The following is a 16780-nucleotide window of genomic DNA, read 5'->3' as shown; positions in this document are numbered from 1 at the left end:
ATTACTCTCCTAACTTTTCGAGAAATTCTGTAGCCACGGCCTCTAAACCATCCACTACACTTTGGTGACTCACGTTAGAGTAGCTGTTCAATACAACGGGCACTCCATAAACTGGAGACTCAGCGAAAACGGTGTCGTTCCTTTTGATATAGGAATCAAATATCGCGAGGTCGCTTTCCGTTTGCAATTTCTTTATGTACGTTTTTTGCGCGGACATTGGCTCACCCGCATATTCTTGGACCATAGTAAATACAACCCCGACAACTATCGGCGATATCTCGTCAAAATCTTTACTATCATTAGAAACGACCTTAACGTAATCGTTATAGTCCTTAAGCAGCTCTCCAATACTTCTCATCAAGTAATCAATACCCAAAGTTGAAAGCTCATCAGGGCGAGTGGGTACAAGTATATAATCGCTTGCTATAATTGCAGTTTTCGTAACAATATTGAAGTTAGGAGGACAGTCAATCAAAACGATATCGTAAAGACCTGTTGCTCGGATATCATCTAGACCATCAGCCAACATCCTATGTACACTAATAAAATTTTTCTTAGACTGAGAAAGGTTTGCTCCGCCTAATCTTGTTGCAAGCTCAAGATCAACATTAATCAAACCAAGATGAGAGGGAATGATGTCTAAGGTCGAATCATGTGGAAGAGCTGAATTTACCCTCTCAGGCTTGTGACAGAGATCCTTTAATGAGATTTGAGCCCCGCCATCACTCTCGTCAAACCAAGTTTTGATCGTTTTTGAACTTGCAAAACTATTCTGCCATTCATCTGGCTTGATAAATGAAAATGTCAAACTCGCTTGCGCATCCAAATCCATTACCAGAATACGTTTCCCTCGAAATGCGAGTTCTGCAGCAAGATTAGCGGTCAAAGACGTTTTTCCGACACCGCCCTTATAATTGATTACTGAGACTACTTTCACGACTACCCCCGTTGAATCTTGCTACCAACAACTCACCGCTTAATCAGTGGATATATGCTATCCTGACGACGCACTCTATCCAACAACTTTAGCATTATGGACATCAGGAACATTGCTAGCAAACAAGGCTTCTTGGGTACCTCTATTCAACCGTCACTGATTTCGCGAGATTACGTGGCTGATCGACATCCGTGCCTTTGTGAACCGCAACATGATAGGCTAGCATCTGCACCGGGATGGTGTACAGGATCGGTGCGACGAAGTCGGCGACCTTCGGAAGCTCCACCGTGGCAGAGGCCATATCACCCAGCTTGGCAAGCCCCGGCGCATCCGAGATAAAGATCACCCGGCCACCACGTGCCGCCGCTTCCTGCATGTTTGAGGCAGTTTTTTCAAACAGTTCGTCAGACGGCGCAATGACAATGATCGGAACCGACTGATCGATCAGGGCAATCGGGCCGTGCTTCATTTCACCCGCGGCATAACCTTCGGCGTGGATATAGGAAATTTCCTTGAGCTTGAGCGCCCCTTCCATCGCGATCGGATAGCCAAGACCACGACCGAGATAAAGCACATCGCGCGCATCGGCGACATCAATGGCAAGCTGCTTGAGCGCTTCATCATGATGCAGGACTTCGGCAGCATGTTTCGGCACCTCGGTCAGGGCCGTTACAATCGCTGCTTCCTCGTCCTTGGCAAGTGTGCCGTTTTCGCGACCAATGGTCACTGCAAGGCAGGCCAGAACCGTAAGCTGTGTGGTAAAGGCCTTGGTTGACGCCACCCCGATTTCCGGTCCAGCATAGGTCAGAAGCACCACGTCACTTTCGCGCGCAATCGTGCTTTCGGGCACGTTAACGATGGAAACGATCTTCTGGCCTTTGGATTTGGCGTAGCGAAGGGCAGCCAGAGTATCAAGCGTCTCGCCCGACTGCGAAATAAACAGGGCAACACCGCCCTTTGGCAGCGGCGGGCAGCGATAGCGGAATTCGGATGCAACATCGACATCCACACCGAGCCCGGCATAGCGTTCCACCCAATGCTTTGCCACCAAACCGGCGTAATAGGACGTACCGCAAGCAACAATCGTCAGGCGCGATGCATCGGCAAAGGAAAACGGCATGTCCGGCAGTTTGATCGTCTGGGTCGCCGGATTGATGAAGGCATGCAGGGTATCGCCAATCACCGCAGGCTGCTCGAAGATTTCCTTCTGCATGAAGTGATTATAGTTTCCCTTGCCCATCATGGCGCCGGAAACCGCCGACAGCTTGGTCTCGCGGGTGACGTCTTCGTCATTTTCATCGCGCACCTGAACGCTATCGCGGGTCATTTCGACCCAGTCGCCTTCTTCAAGGTAAATCAGCTTGTTGGTCAGGTGCGACAGCGCCATGGCGTCCGAACCAAGATACATCTCGCCCTCGCCCAAACCAACGGCAAGCGGCGTACCACGGCGTGCGCCAAAGATGACGTCATGCTGACCGGCAATCATGATTACCAGTGCAAAGGCACCTTCGATGCGATGCAGGGTCGCGGCCACGGCGTCACGCGGGCTTTTGCCCTGATCCAGGAAATCAGACACCAGATGCACGACCACCTCGGTATCGGTATCAGTGGCAAAGACACGCCCCTTGGCAGTAAGCTCTGCCTTGATTTCCTGGAAGTTTTCGATGATGCCGTTATGAACCACGGCAACCTTGCCATCGGTATGCGGATGGGCGTTGTTTTCGGTCGGCACACCATGGGTTGCCCAGCGGGTGTGGCCAATACCAACGTTGCCGGCAAGCGGTTGGTCGCTCAAACGATTGGCAAGATTGTTCAGCTTGCCTTCTGCGCGGCGGCGCTCGATATCGCCATTGACCAGGGTCGCAATCCCGGCACTGTCATAACCGCGATATTCAAGGCGTTTTAGGCCTTCAAGAATGCGATCGCTAACGCTGTCTTTGCCGATAATCCCGATAATGCCGCACATATTGGTTTTCTTCCTGCCTTATATCGCGTGTCGTTCCGGCCACCCAACTGGCGAGTGGCAATTTCATTAACTTTGTTTCAGGCTATTTCTTGCCGGTCAGCTCGCGCATCTTTTCGCGAAACTTCGCCGCCCAACCCTTTTTCTCGATCCGTTCGGCCCGGGTCAGGGTCAGTGCATCGGCTTCGACCTTGCCAGTCACGGTGCTGCCCGCCCCGACAATCGCGCCATCGCCAATTTCGACGGGTGCCACCAGCGACGAGTTTGACCCGATAAAGGCCCCTGCCCCGATGTCGGTATGCTGTTTACGGAAACCGTCATAATTGCACGTGATCGTGCCGGCACCGATATTGGCCTTGGCACCGACACGGGCGTCGCCGATATAGCTCAGGTGATTGACCTTGGCCCCGTCTTCGACGACGGCCTTCTTGATCTCGACAAAGTTGCCAACCCTCGCACCGGCACCAATTTCAGCCCCCGGACGCAAACGGGCATAGGGTCCGATATCGGCACCTTCACCAATGACACAGCTTTCAAGATGGCTAAACGCCTTGATCACGACATTGTCGCCAACCGTAACACCCGGTCCAAAGACCACATTCGGTTCAACAATCACGTCACGGCCAAGCTTGGTATCGGCACTCAAAAATACCGATGACGGATCAACGAGGGTCGCGCCCTCTGCCATGGCCGCTTCGCGCAGGCGGTTTTGAACGATGGCTTCGGCAACGGCAAGCTGGGTGCGGGAATTCACACCAAGTGTCTCTGCCTCATCGACCTCGACCGCGACACAGCTTTGACCATTTTTTTGTGCGACTGCCACCGCATCGGTCAGGTAATACTCGCCCTTGGCATTGGCGTTATCAATCGCCTCAAGGGTTGCGATCATGTCTTCGGCCTTGAAGCACATCACCCCCGAATTGCAGAAATTGATCTGACGCTGCGCGTCATCACATTCCTTATCCTCAACAATCGCGGTCAGGTTGCCGTTCTGATCTGTGACCAAACGGCCATACCCGGTCGGGTCTTCCGGGCGGAAGCCCAGAACCGCAACGGCATGATCATTTTCTTCGCGTGCGGCAACAAGGCGGGCCAGCGTTTCGGCGGTGAATAGCGGGCTGTCAGCATAAAGCACCAACACATTGCCGCGAAGCCCCGAAAGGCCGTCACGTGCAGCCAAAACGGCATGTGCAGTACCAAGGCGATCGGTTTGTTCAAAGGTCGGATGCGGGGCCACGGCCTTGATCAGGTCCGGCATATCCGGACCGACAACGACCATGGTTTTTGTCGCATTCAGGTGGGCTGCGGTATCAATGACATGCCCCACCATCGGCTTGCCAGCGACTTTGTGCATGACTTTGGGCAGTGCGCTTTTCATGCGCGTGCCCATCCCGGCGGCCAAAACAACAACACTTAGCTCAAGCGACATCTATTTCCCTGTTGGCTGCGATTGCGCAGCATCCCCTTTGAAAGCGCCATCACATCGATGTGTGATGCAAATAATCCAATTCGCAGCAAGTCTTAGAACATATTCTTTTCAAGCAAAAGCCCATAAAGAATCACGTTTTGTTACCGGCTGTTAGCAGATGTTACTGATTGTTAGGGTCCAAACTCATTCACATGACCGCCCCGGCAACTGATATGAGAGAAAAAGCAAGGAAAAGCCCGCAGAGCGGGGTGATCCCCGGTTAAGGGATTTGACGCAGAGGCTTTCTCTCATATCAGTTGTCCTTCGGATCACACGGATTTGCACGGGCTATTTTGTCGTAAAATCTTGCAAGATATAGATCTTCCGGCGATTTTCCTCCGCATATCCGCACAAATCCGGGTGACCGGGACGATTATGTGAATGAGTTTGGACCCTAATGGCACGTTTTCTGTTAAGTTCCTATAAACCACCCGGCCGCCACCACCGTTGCCACCCATTCATTCCAAAGGAGCCCCACCCGATGGCAAAATTCATCCTGTTCGACCTTGATGGCACCCTGATTGACGGGGTCGATGACATCCTGTTTGCGATGAATGACTTGCTGGCTGCCCAAGGGCATGAACCGCTTGTGCGCCATGATATCGAGGCAATGCTGGGCGATGGTACCTGGATGCTGACCAAACGTGCCTTTACTGCGCGCGGTGAAACACCCTCTGATGCGATGCTTGATGAGCTTAATGTCGACTTCAACACCCGCTACGTCGAAACCGACTATGCCTATACCCGCCTGTTTGAAAATGCCGAAAGCGTCTTGCACGAACTGAAATCTGAAGGCTGGACGATTGCGTTGGCGTCCAACAAACCTGAAGCCCCCTGCAAGGCAATCCTCGCCAAACTCGGTGTCGCGGGTCTGTTCAGCGTCATCGCAGGCGGCAACAGCTTTGAGGTCAAAAAGCCGGATGGTCGCTTCCTTGAATTTGTGCTGGAGCGGCTTGGCTTTGATAAATCAGCCGACACCGCCATCATGGTCGGCGATCACGCCAATGATGTGAATGCCGCCCGCGCAGCCGGTATCCATGCGATTGCCGTTGCCATGGAAGTCGATGATGCTCGCGCCAACTCGCTTGGCGCCGATGCGGTTGTCACCGCCTATCAGGATATGCCGGAAGCGATCCATAAGATCGCCGGATAATCTCAGAGCCCTAGAAACGAAAAACCGGCTGGCACTTCTGCACCAGCCGGTTTTGTTGTCTTCGGGACTTCGCCACGCAACCTAGTGGCTATCCTTCGGGATTTCCTTGCCGCGATGGCCGACGAGGAAGTCGAAGTCGGCCCCGCGATCTGCACCGATAACGGACTTGTAATAGAGCGATGCATAGCCGCTGGCGGGGACCGGAACGGTGGTTTTCCAATCTGCCAGACGCTGGGCGAGTTCTGCGTCGCTGATATCGAGATGCAGGCGGCGGTTGGGCACATCAAGTTCGATCATGTCGCCATTTTGCACCACGGCAAGTGGCCCGCCTGCGGCGGCCTCGGGCGAGGTATGCAGGACGACTGTGCCGTATGCCGTGCCACTCATGCGCGCATCTGAAATGCGGACCATATCGGTGATACCCTTGCGCAGCACCTTGGGCGGCAGGCCCATATTGCCGACTTCTGCCATGCCCGGGTAGCCTTTCGGGCCGCAGTTTTTCAGAACCATGATGCAGGTTTCATCGATATCAAGGTTCTCGTCATAGATCTTGGCCTTGTAATCATCGATGTCTTCAAACACCACAGCCCGGCCACGATGGGTCAGAAGTTCCGGGGTGGCTGCAGAGGGCTTAAGCACCGCACCATTCGGCGCAAGGTTACCCTTGACCACGGCGATGCCGCCGCTGGCGGTCAGGGCCTTTTCGAACGGGCGAATGACGTCCTCATTCCAGTTGCGAACATCCTTGACCTGATCCCACATCGTTTCACCCGATACGGTCAGGGCATCGTTATGAAGCTTTCCGGCCTCACCCAACGCCTTGATCACCACAGGTAGACCACCGGAATAGAAGAATTCCTCCATCAGGTAGTCACCCGATGGCTGCAGGTTGACGATCGTCGGGATATCGCGGCCCAACCGGTCCCAGTCATCAAGCGAAAGATCAATGCCAACACGTCCGGCAATCGCCAGAAGATGGATCACCGCATTGGTCGAGCCACCAATCGCACCATTGACACGAATGGCGTTCTCAAAGGCCTCCTTGGTCATGACATCAGACGGCTTGAGGTCATCCTTGACCATCTGAACGATGCGACGTCCCGTGACATGCGCCATGACGCGACGACGGCTGTCGACGGCCGGAATGGCGGCATTGCCCGAAAGCGCCATACCAAGGGCTTCTGCCATGCTGGCCATGGTCGATGCCGTACCCATGGTGTTGCATGATCCGGGCGATCGCGACATGGCGATTTCGGCTTCGAGGAAATCCTCGGTGCTGATCTTGCCAGCCTTGCGGGCCTCGGCAAGCTGCCAGAGCGAGGTGCCTGAACCAATGTCTTCACCGCGCCACTTGCCATTAAGCATCGGGCCGCCGGTAACGACGATGGCCGGGATATCAACACTGGCCGCGCCCATCAAAAGTGACGGCGTGGTTTTATCGCAACCGACCATCAGGACAACGCCATCAAGCGGTGTTCCGCGCAGCATTTCCTCGACATCCATGGCGGCAAGGTTGCGGAACATCATCGCGGTCGGGCGAAGCGTGCTTTCACCGGTCGAAAAAACCGGGAATTCCAGCGGCAGACCACCGGCCTCGTAAATACCGTGTTTGACCCGTTCGGCCAGATCACGCAAATGGGCGTTACATGGGGTAAGTTCTGACCAGGTGTTACAAATGCCAATCACCGGACGTCCGTCAAACAGATCCGATGGCAAACCCTGGTTCTTCATCCAGCTGCGGTGATAGATATTGTCCTTGCTGGTTCCGCCGAACCAACCTTCTTGTGACCGCAGGGTACGCGGCCAGGGTGCCGGTTTGAACTTCGTCATGCCCGTTTTCCTTTTTGACTTATTATCGTGACGGATCCGGTCATGTGCGGTTGGGACGACCGCACACAGGACTTTGAACGACACGCACCAGCAACCAGCCCGGAAAACCCAGTAAGGTCAAACCGGATGTTTTCAGCCCGGTGCGTATCGTTCCGCGTCAACATGTTGTTACGCCTTGTTTTTGTTGTAGACGTCGAAGATCACGGCAGCCAAAAGCACAAGGCCCTTGATCACCTGTTGCCAGTCAATTCCGACACCGATAATCGACATCCCGTTATTCATGACACCCATGATCAGTGCACCAACCACAGCACCGATCACCTTGCCAACCCCGCCCGACATCGATGCGCCACCGATGAAGACAGCGGCAATCACATCAAGCTCGAACGCAAGACCGGCTTTGGGCGTCGCCGTATTCAGACGCGCAGCAAAGACCAGCCCGGCCAGGGCTGCAAGCATGCCCATATTGGCAAAGGTAAAGAAGGTCAGGCGCTTGGTATTGATGCCCGACAGCTTGGCGGCCTTTTCATTACCGCCCAGCGCATAGATCCGACGACCGAGCGTCGTTGAGTTGGTGATAAAGGTAAAGATCGCGATCAGAAGCGCCATGATCACCAGAATGTTTGGCAAGCCGCGATAGGTCGACAGCAGATAGGTGACAAACAGGATCGCAAGACCGGCCACCGCATGCTTGGTCACAAACACTGCCATCGGTTCTTCGACCGCGGCAAACTTCGCCTGTTTGGCACGTGCGCGTAAGCCCAGGATCGGAAGGATCGCAGCCAAAGCCACACCAAGCGACATGGAAAACAGGTTAAAGCGCCCCTCGATCAAGCCGCCAAAGAAGTCCGGGATAAAGCCCGAAGACATCGCCTGGAAACCATCCGGGAACGGCCCGACCGATGCCCCGCCCAGAAGGGCCAGCGTCAGGCCCTTGAAGACCAGCATACCCGCCAGCGTCACGATAAAGGATGGAATGCGCCAATAGGCGACCCAATACCCTTGCGCCGCGCCAATGATCGCACCGGCAATCAGACAAACCGGAATGACAAAGGCGGTTGGCAAATCCCAATTGACGATCATCACCGCAGCCAGCGCGCCGATGAAACCGACGACTGAACCGACCGAAAGGTCAATATTGCCGCCGACAATAACCAGCAGCATGCCGACTGCCATGATGATGATGTAGCTGTTTTGCAGGAACAGGTTGGTCAGGTTGACCGGTTTGAGCATGATGCCGTCGGTCAGGACCTGGAAGAAGGCCAGAATGGCAACCAGCGCAACAACCATGCCGTATTCCCGGATATGGGTGCGCAGATAGTAGCCGATTGATTTGGTATCAGTATCCGTCATTGTCCGTTCCTCACGCCTTCAGGATCATGCGCATGATTGCTTCCTGGCTTGCGTCCTTTGCCGCAAGCTGCCCTTTGATCTCACCCTCGTTCATGACGTAGATGCGATCGCACATGCCCAGAAGCTCCGGCATTTCCGACGAGATCATGATGACCCCCTTACCGTCGGCTGCCAGTTGGTTGATAATCGTATAAATCTCGTATTTCGCCCCGACATCGATGCCGCGCGTCGGCTCATCCAGAATGAGCACTTCCGGGGCCGCAAACAGCCATTTCGACAGAACGACTTTCTGCTGATTGCCACCGGAAAGGTTCATGACCTTTTGCGCGACATTGGGGGTGCGGATGTTGATCTTGCCACGGTATTCCTCGGCGACAGATCGCTCTGCCCCTTCGTTCAGAACACCGTTTTCAGACACACCGGGCAGATTGGCGAGCGTGATGTTGGTCGTGATACTTTCTTCAAGGATCAGACCCATTTCCTTGCGGTCTTCGGTGACATAGGCCAAACCCGATGCAATCGCCTTTTCCACGGTCGACACATCAATCGGCTTGCCACGTAGCAACACCTCGCCGGAAATATCGGTGCCGTAGGACTGACCAAAGATGCTCATGGCAAGTTCGGTACGCCCTGCCCCCATCAACCCGGCAATGCCGACAACCTCACCGGCCGCAACGTCGATATTGACGTTATCAACGACCTTGCGTTCGGGATGCAGCGGATGGGTAGCCGACCAGTTGCGGACTTCCATCAGTTTTTCGGAGCTGATATTTGGCGTGCGATCCGGATAACGATGCGCCATGTCGCGCCCGACCATGTCCTTGACGATATCGTCTTCGGTGATCGTGCCGCCGCGGGCATCCAGGGTCGAAATCGCCTTGCCATCGCGAATGATGGTGATGCGGTCCGCAACCCTGTTGATCTCATTAAGCTTGTGCGAAATCAGGATCGAGGTAATGCCCTGCGCCTTGAATTCCAGCAACAGGTCCAGAAGCTTTTGACTGTCATTTTCCTGAAGACTTGCTGTCGGCTCATCAAGGATCAGCAGCTTCACCTTTTTCGACAGTGCCTTGGCAATTTCGACCAGTTGCTGCTTGCCAACCCCGATATTGGTCACAAGGGTCGCCGGGTTTTCTTTCAAACCGACTTTCTGAAGCAACTCACCGGTGCGCGCAAAGGTCGCAGGCCAGTTCACAACCCCGTTTTCACTGACTTCGTTGCCCAGAAAGATGTTCTCTGCAATCGAGAGAAGCGGCACAAGGGCCAGCTCCTGATGAATGATGATAATCCCGCGATCTTCACTGTCGCGGATATCCTTGAATTCCTGTACCCCGCCATCATAAAGGATGTCACCGTCATAGGTTCCATGCGGGTAAACCCCGCTTAACACCTTCATCAGCGTGGATTTTCCGGCACCGTTTTCGCCGCAAAGGGCGTGGATTTCACCACGTTCCACTTTCAGGCTGACATCATCCAACGCTTTCACACCCGGAAAGGTCTTGGTGATGTTCTTCATTTCCAGGATGGTATCCATCCGGTCCTCCCACTGCCGCTGGCAAGCCAGCCGCGCCTTGATCTGCTTTGGTCTTTGTTTTCCGAAAGTCCCTCGGAAACGCGACCCCGGCAAATGCGCCGGGGCCGTCTACGCCGTTGTGCTTACTGCACGTCTTCTTTGCTGTAATAGCCGGATCCGACCAGGATTTCTTCCCAGTTGGATTTGTCGACCATGATCGGCTCAAGCAGATAGGAAGGAACAACTTTGACACCGTTGTTATAGGTGCTGGTGTCGTTAATGGTCGGCTTTTCGCCTGCAAGAACGCTGTCAACCATCGAAACGGTGACACGGGCCAGTTCGCGGGTGTCCTTGAAGATGGTGGAATACTGTTCGTCAGCAAGGATCGACTTGACCGACGGCAGTTCCGCATCCTGACCGGTTACGATCGGCATTTTGGTATCGCCGGAACCATAGCCAACGCCCTTAAGCGATGACAGGATACCGATCGACAGGCCATCATACGGCGAAAGGACGCCATCAACTTCTTCGTCGGTGTAATGTGCCGACAGAAGGTTATCCATACGCGCCTGTGCGACGGCACCGTCCCAACGAAGCGTACCAACGGTGTCCATACCCATCTGGCCGGACTTGATCACGATGGTGCCTTCGTCGATCAGCGGCTGCAGGATCGACATCGCGCCATTATAGAAGAAATACGCATTGTTATCGTCCGGCGACCCGCCGAACAGCTCAACGTTATAGGGCGGCTCGCCCGATGCAATCAGGCCATCAACCAGCGAGGTTGCCTGCTGCACGCCAACCTTGAAGTTATCAAAGGTGGAATAGTAATCGACATTCGGGCTTTCGACGATCAGGCGGTCATAGGCAAACACCTTGATGCCTGCTGCGGCTGCGTTTTCCAGCGCATTCGAAAGCGTGGTGCCGTCAATCGCTGCGATCACCAGAACATCAACGCCTTTGACGATCATGTTCTCGATCTGGGACAGCTGGTTTGGAATATCATCTTCGGCATATTGAAGGTCGGTTTTGTACCCGGCTGCTTCAAACTGCTCGACCATGGAATTACCATCGGAAATCCAACGCGACGAAGATTTGGTCGGCATTGCGATCCCTACATAGCCTTTGTCGGCGGCATGGGCGTAACCACCCGAAAGCATCGGGCTCATCATTGCGGCCGCGCCAAAGGCGACCCCTGCCATTACGGCACTGAGACGTTTCATAGCTATCCTCCCTAAAAGACACGGCATACCAGCCATTTTTATTTACGCCCGACTTTGACAGGCATTCTTGGCCCGCATACGTCGTGTCTTGTTTTCAATTGATGTGCATCCCCTTTCCCAAAGGACACGGCGCCATTATTCCGACGCGTTACATAACAATCAAATAAACAATTTCGAAACTTGCATATCAAAATTGATATACTAAAATCGCGCCATACGGGAGGACCCCAGATGGCCAAAACATCACCGCAACAACCGCTCAGCTCCGCGAAATCCCTGCTTTTCCGGTCAGGGAACCTGTTTCAGCGTGGCTTGAAACTCAGTCACCTGCGCATGATTGTCGCGATGGAAGAAACCGGCCAGATCAGTCTGGCGGCCGAAATGTTGAAAACATCACAACCGGCTGCATCGCGTTTGCTATCTGAAATGGAATCGATTCTTGAAGCCCGCTTATGCGTGCGAAGTCCGCGCGGGATCGAAATGACCAATGCCGGTCGCGCCCTTGCAAGGCGCGCGCGCAGCATGCTGATTGAAATCCGCGAAGCCGAACGCGAGATCGAAGATATCAAACATGGTGGCGGCACGGTCTTTGTCGGGGCTGTGACGGCGGCCGCAGTTGATTTGGTGGTGCCCGCGATCCGCAGCGTTCAGGCGGTCAATTCCCTGCTTGAAGCCCATGTCGGGGTCGGACCATCGCATTTGCTGATCAAGGACTTGCTTGCCGGTGATCATGACTTTGTCATTGGCCGCGTGCCCGAGGACATGGACCCGCGCCTGTTTAACATCCGCGAAATCAGGAGCGAGAAAATCCGCCTGATGGTCCGCACTGGCCATCCGCTGCTTAAGGGCAACAAGCCGATCACACTGGCACGGCTGGCGCAGTTTGAATGGATCCTGCCACCGCCGGGCAACCTGATGCGCCGCACGATCGAGGATGTGTTTATTTCGCGTCACCTGCCTCTGCCGCATTCAAGCTTGAACTCGGCATCCCTTCTGGTGACGCTGGCGACCTTGGCCGATACCAACGCCATCGCGCCGATGGCGGAGGAAGTCACAACCCTTCTGACCAGTGGCGGGCTGATTACCGAACTGCCATTTGATAGCGCGATTGAAATCAAACCCTATAGCCTGATTACCGCACGCGGCCATCGGCTTTCGCCATCGGCACAGCTGGTGTCCGACCATATCCTTGCCCGCATCGAAAAACCACAGGGTTAGGCCCACGCAACTGGAGCTTTAACAATGCAATTGTTTGCACTGTTGTTTGCGCTGTGCGCCGCCCGAAAACTGGCGTAAGCTTCTGAGACAAAACAAGACATGTTGTGACCAAAGGTAAAGCATGCCCATAGGCGTTCGATATCTCAGCACCCTGATTGTCGCTTGTGCGCCCTTGCTGGCGACGAGCGCGCTTGGCACTGAAAGCAATGACAGCCTGAATGATTTGTCAGAGCCGGACGGGCATACGACCTTGGCGGTCATGGACATGCGTGCAACAACCGCCTGGGCGATCAATCATTTTGAATGGCTTGAGCCCGATGAAGAGGCGCTTGAAACCCTTGTCTTCACCGCGGGCAAAGGTCCGATGCGGCTTGATTTCGTCATGGACAATATTGTCCCGCCCTATTGCGAACTGCGCCCCGATCCCGAAACGTGCGATGATCCGGGCATCCCGGTCAGCTGGATGGAAGATGTCCCACAGACGATCTGCATGGATATCCCGCTGGTCGTGAAGGCACGGCATAAGGATGTGTTGAGCAAGGCCGACCAACTGTGCCTGCAACCTGAAACCAACCTTCTGTTTCCTACTGACTGGGTTGGCGGCAACAGCTGGCCACAGGTTCATCTGCATCAGACGGTGACACCGGGTAAAATCCGCTATGACGGCAGCACGGCGATCATTGATCTTGCCATCACCGACGCCATCGCCACCCGCCTTGCTGTTTTGTCGGAACAGGGTTATGGCCCGGCCCGGATTGGCATGAGCGACACTGAGTTGCGCAAGGCCATCGGCCCGCGGCTTGATGCCTTCATTGCCGGGGATGATGAAAGCTGCACCTATCTTCAGCGCGAGCTTGATCCGTTCGGACTGGGTTACATGATCCTTGATGGCAGCCTTGCACGCGTTTCGCTTTATGGTGACGAGCACGATGTCGCCACCAGCCTTGTGCGCACATCAAACGGGCTTTCAATCGGCTCGACCCGTGATGACGTTTATGCCGCCTTTAGCGGTCAGAAATTAATCGAGGAAGAGCACGAATATCTTGGCCCGACCGGGAAATACATCACCTGGTGGCAGGATGACGCCCAAACGCGCGGCATCCGGTTCGAGATTGATGAAAACGGCACCGTCATTGCCATTCACGCCGGAACAGATGCGATTACATTGATCGAAGGCTGCGCTTAAACACGCGCTCGGCACACTGCCCCGCCCTTGCCTTTTCTTTGCCGTTGACTTGCCCGACCAAGCCGGTAAAAAGCCGGTCTTGCGCTAACGGCGCAACACCCAAAACCAACAACAATATTGCCATCCCCTTGCCGCAAAGCCCGACCAGAACGGCGTGCTTGCGGAGACACGAACACGAATGCAAACACCAATAACGTCCAACCTTGTTGTCCTGACCGGCGGTCCCGGTACGGGCAAAACCACATTGATCAATCATCTTGATGACCGGGGCTTTGACACCAGCCCCGAGGTGGCGCGTGCCATCATCGAAGAACAGATCGAACGCGGCGGCACCGCCCTGCCATGGGATGATAATGATGCCTATGCCGGTCTGATGTATCGAAGGTCTATTCGCGCCTGGCAGGAAGGTATTCAAAACCATCCGCGCACGGTTTTCTGTGATCGCGGCCTGCCCGATACGCTCGCCCATCGAAGGCTAAGTGGTCTTCCGGAAAACCCCGATCTGATGCGCGCGATCAAGACTTATCGCTATCACCGGGTGGCGTTCGTCCTGCCGCCCTGGTCGGAAATTTACAAAACCGATGCTGCGCGAACACAAAGCTTTTCCGAGGCCGTCAGAACATATGTCGTGCTGTGCCGGACCTATCATGAATGCGGCTATGAACTCGTCGAAATTCGCAAAGGCCCGGTCGAACAGCGCGCCGCCCAGATCCTTGCCCGTCTCAAACTCTAAGAAACAGCCCCATGATGACGTCGAACCACCCCACATCCCGATTTACCAAACGTGCCCTCATGGCATGCACAGCCGCAGTTACACTGCTCACCAGCATTCCGGCCGTTGCGGCCTGCTATGACTGGCCGCTGCGTGAATATCGCGGCAATTATGCCTATGACGGCGACACCATCTATGTCGCCATTCCGGGCCTGCCCGAAGAAATCGCCAATATGTCGGTGCGCGTACGCGGGGTCGATACGCCGGAAGTGCGCGGCAAATGCGAAAGCGAAAAGCAACTCGCGCAAAAGGCCCGCGACTATGCCCGCCAACGCCTGAAGGCCGCAACAAACGTGGAATTCTGCGAACCGGAATGGGGCCGATATGGCGGGCGTGTTGTGGCATCTGTCAGGATTGATGGCAGCCCGCTTGATCTTGAGCTGATCGCAAACGGCCTTGCCCGCCCCTATGATGGCAAAACCAAACGACAACCCTGGTGTCAGGGCTGATCGAAATGGACTTCGATGTCAATTCGGTGTGAACTCACTGGACAAGTGAGATAATCCGACCATTTTTGGGGACAAGTAACAAAAGACCCAAGAATCCAAAGGCGGAGTGACGAAATATGAGCAAGTATCACAAAGACCCGGATGCCATCCGCGAATTGTCGCCCGAACAGTATCATGTGACACAGGAAAGCGGCACCGAGCCGCCGTTCCGTAATGACTTCTGGGATCACAAGGAAGACGGGCTTTATGTTGATATCGTCTCGGGAGAGCCGCTTTTTACATCGCGCGACAAGTTCGATAGCGGTTGTGGCTGGCCAAGCTTTGTAAAGCCGGTTCAGTCCGAACATATCGTCGCCAAGGAAGACAACACGCACGGCATGCGCCGGATTGAAGTCCGTTCCAAACACGGTGACAGCCATCTGGGTCATGTCTTCCCCGATGGCCCGCAGGATCGCGGGGGATTGCGTTACTGCATCAACTCCGCATCGCTCCGCTTCGTCCCGATTGAGGATCTGGATGCCGAAGGATATGGCGATTATCGCCACCTGTTCGAATAATCAGACAGAAAAGACCGGCGCAAGGCCGGTCTTTTTATTTGTCTGATGATTAAAATTTACACTCAAAATTCACGATCAAAACTCGCCGGGCGCACACTGCAAACAGGTCAGGCCCATATCACGCCATTTATCAACCACGCGTCTGCGATCATCGACGACCAGCCAAGGATTGAAACCATCCTCGATGATCTTGGCCAATAGGTCCTCCTTAACCTCTTCATCGGTGCGGTGATCGGCATCTTCGGGGCGCAGATACATGCCATCAAAGGGAATGTCGTGCGCACGCAGCCAGGATTCTGAGCGATGTTGCCAGCCTGCCGGGCGGCCTGAACAGATCAGGATCGCGTGGCCCGATGCATGCAGGATACGCAGCAGCTTCTCGATATTTTCAATCGGTTTGGCGTGGTCCATGGCGTCAAAGAACGCATCCCATTGCTTTTCCACACCATGAACCAGATGCCCCAAAGCATCGGCATCAAAATGCGCCAGTGTGCCATCCATATCAAACACCACAGCGTCCTTGGCAGCATCACGCGCATCACGGGCTTTGGGTTCGGTCACGCGGAAATCTCCTTGATCAGGTTTTCGGTCAGATTTTCATAGTCCCAACCATCCTTGGTCGGGCGAAACAGGATCGGGGTCGCGTTGGGTACGCGCGGGCCATCAGCCTCAAACCCGGTCATGTAAAGAATGCAGCGCGCCACACCGGAATGGGCGACAATCACCGTCAGGTCATCACTGACCTCGGCCAGAGCCTGTTGCATGGCAAAGGACACGCGCTGACACATGGCATCAAACCCTTCCCCGTTTGGTGGCGTGTCAAAGCGTGGACACAGCTCGGCAATCGGGCGACCTTCCAGATCGCCCCAATGACGTTCGCGCAACCCATCCAGCACCTTGGCCTCATAGTCAGCCAGCACCAGATTTGCCGTTGTCCGGGCCCGGTCCTGCGGGCTGACATAAACCGCCCGCCATTTTGCCATCGCCATGAGCGGCGCAATCGCCAACGCCTGTGCGCGCCCGGTATCGTTGAGTGGCGGTTCGTTTGACCCGGCAATGATGCCCGCCCGGTTGGCATCGGTTTCCCCATGCCGGATGAAAACAAACGGCAGGCTGGGAAAATCGAACTTTTCAGCGGCATAGATCATGACCGGACAT

15 protein-coding genes are annotated in these 16780 nt (G+C 54.8%); 6 read left to right on the top strand and 9 right to left on the bottom strand.

Annotation, left to right across the window (positions count from 1 at the left end):
- Nucleotide 1 precedes the first annotated feature (1 nt).
- From UF64_RS04315 to glmU, 3 genes are all read right to left on the bottom strand, one after another.
- Complete coding sequence (locus tag UF64_RS04315) at nt 2–937, bottom strand: ParA family protein (RefSeq protein ID WP_044827401.1); 936 nt, start codon at nt 935–937, stop codon at nt 2–4.
- 142 nt (nt 938–1079) lie between these two features.
- Nucleotides 1080–2903, bottom strand: a complete 1824-nt coding sequence (glmS, locus tag UF64_RS04310; protein ID WP_044827400.1) for a glutamine--fructose-6-phosphate transaminase (isomerizing) — start codon at nt 2901–2903, stop codon at nt 1080–1082.
- 82 nt (nt 2904–2985) lie between these two features.
- On the bottom strand, nt 2986–4329 hold the full coding sequence (glmU, locus tag UF64_RS04305; protein ID WP_044827399.1) for a bifunctional UDP-N-acetylglucosamine diphosphorylase/glucosamine-1-phosphate N-acetyltransferase GlmU: 1344 nt from the start codon (nt 4327–4329) through the stop codon (nt 2986–2988).
- Between the two features lie 520 nt (nt 4330–4849).
- Between glmU and UF64_RS04300 the strand changes: the two genes are divergently transcribed.
- Nucleotides 4850–5521 carry an HAD family hydrolase gene (locus tag UF64_RS04300; protein WP_044827398.1) on the top strand — a complete coding sequence of 224 codons (672 nt, stop codon included), beginning with the start codon at nt 4850–4852 and terminating at the stop codon, nt 5519–5521.
- Between the two features lie 81 nt (nt 5522–5602).
- Here the strand turns inward: UF64_RS04300 and araD are convergent, their stop codons facing one another.
- The 4 genes from araD to chvE all read right to left on the bottom strand — a co-directional run bounded on the left by araD (nt 5603) and on the right by chvE (nt 11440).
- Nucleotides 5603–7351, bottom strand: coding sequence for an L-arabinonate dehydratase (gene araD, locus UF64_RS04295; RefSeq protein ID WP_044827397.1), 1749 nt, complete (start codon nt 7349–7351; stop codon nt 5603–5605).
- 168 nt (nt 7352–7519) lie between these two features.
- Nucleotides 7520–8704 (bottom strand): multiple monosaccharide ABC transporter permease, encoded by a 1185-nt coding sequence (mmsB, locus tag UF64_RS04290; RefSeq protein ID WP_044827396.1) that lies wholly within the window; start codon nt 8702–8704, stop codon nt 7520–7522.
- Between the two features lie 10 nt (nt 8705–8714).
- On the bottom strand, nt 8715–10238 hold the full coding sequence (gene mmsA, locus UF64_RS04285; RefSeq protein ID WP_044827395.1) for a multiple monosaccharide ABC transporter ATP-binding protein: 1524 nt from the start codon (nt 10236–10238) through the stop codon (nt 8715–8717).
- A 122-nt stretch (nt 10239–10360) separates the two neighbouring features.
- Nucleotides 10361–11440, bottom strand: a complete 1080-nt coding sequence (gene chvE / locus UF64_RS04280; protein ID WP_044827394.1) for a multiple monosaccharide ABC transporter substrate-binding protein — start codon at nt 11438–11440, stop codon at nt 10361–10363.
- A gap of 231 nt (nt 11441–11671) precedes the next feature.
- On the opposite strand from chvE, the gene UF64_RS04275 reads away from it, so the two are divergent.
- From UF64_RS04275 to msrB, 5 genes are all read left to right on the top strand, one after another.
- On the top strand, nt 11672–12658 hold the full coding sequence (locus UF64_RS04275; RefSeq protein ID WP_044827393.1) for a LysR family transcriptional regulator: 987 nt from the start codon (nt 11672–11674) through the stop codon (nt 12656–12658).
- Between the two features lie 121 nt (nt 12659–12779).
- The gene (locus UF64_RS04270; RefSeq protein ID WP_152630599.1) at nt 12780–13844 is read left to right on the top strand and encodes a hypothetical protein; all 1065 of its coding nucleotides are present in this window, start codon (nt 12780–12782) and stop codon (nt 13842–13844) included.
- Nucleotides 13845–14022: 178 nt separating this feature from the next.
- Nucleotides 14023–14577: an AAA family ATPase gene (locus UF64_RS04265; protein WP_044827391.1), complete on the top strand. Its 555-nt coding sequence runs from the start codon at nt 14023–14025 to the stop codon at nt 14575–14577.
- 59 nt (nt 14578–14636) lie between these two features.
- A complete protein-coding gene (locus UF64_RS04260; RefSeq protein ID WP_044827390.1) occupies nt 14637–15065 on the top strand; it encodes a thermonuclease family protein in 429 nt (142 codons plus the stop codon).
- A gap of 116 nt (nt 15066–15181) precedes the next feature.
- Nucleotides 15182–15622: a peptide-methionine (R)-S-oxide reductase MsrB gene (gene msrB, locus UF64_RS04255; RefSeq protein ID WP_044827389.1), complete on the top strand. Its 441-nt coding sequence runs from the start codon at nt 15182–15184 to the stop codon at nt 15620–15622.
- A gap of 75 nt (nt 15623–15697) precedes the next feature.
- Here msrB and UF64_RS04250 read toward each other — a convergent pair whose 3' ends face one another.
- Together UF64_RS04250 and UF64_RS04245 are read right to left on the bottom strand one after the other, a co-directional pair.
- Nucleotides 15698–16183, bottom strand: coding sequence for an HAD family acid phosphatase (locus UF64_RS04250; protein ID WP_082049521.1), 486 nt, complete (start codon nt 16181–16183; stop codon nt 15698–15700).
- Complete coding sequence (locus UF64_RS04245; RefSeq protein WP_044827388.1) at nt 16180–16770, bottom strand: histidine phosphatase family protein; 591 nt, start codon at nt 16768–16770, stop codon at nt 16180–16182. Before UF64_RS04245 ends, UF64_RS04250 begins: the two co-directional genes overlap by 4 nt.
- Nucleotides 16771–16780: the final 10 nt, after the last annotated feature.

The sequence above is a fragment of the Thalassospira sp. HJ genome (assembly GCF_000948415.1).
In the GTDB taxonomy this organism is placed as follows: domain Bacteria; phylum Pseudomonadota; class Alphaproteobacteria; order Rhodospirillales; family Thalassospiraceae; genus Thalassospira.
Note: the sequence above shows the minus strand (reverse complement) of the source record. Positions and strands in the feature narration are given on the sequence as shown.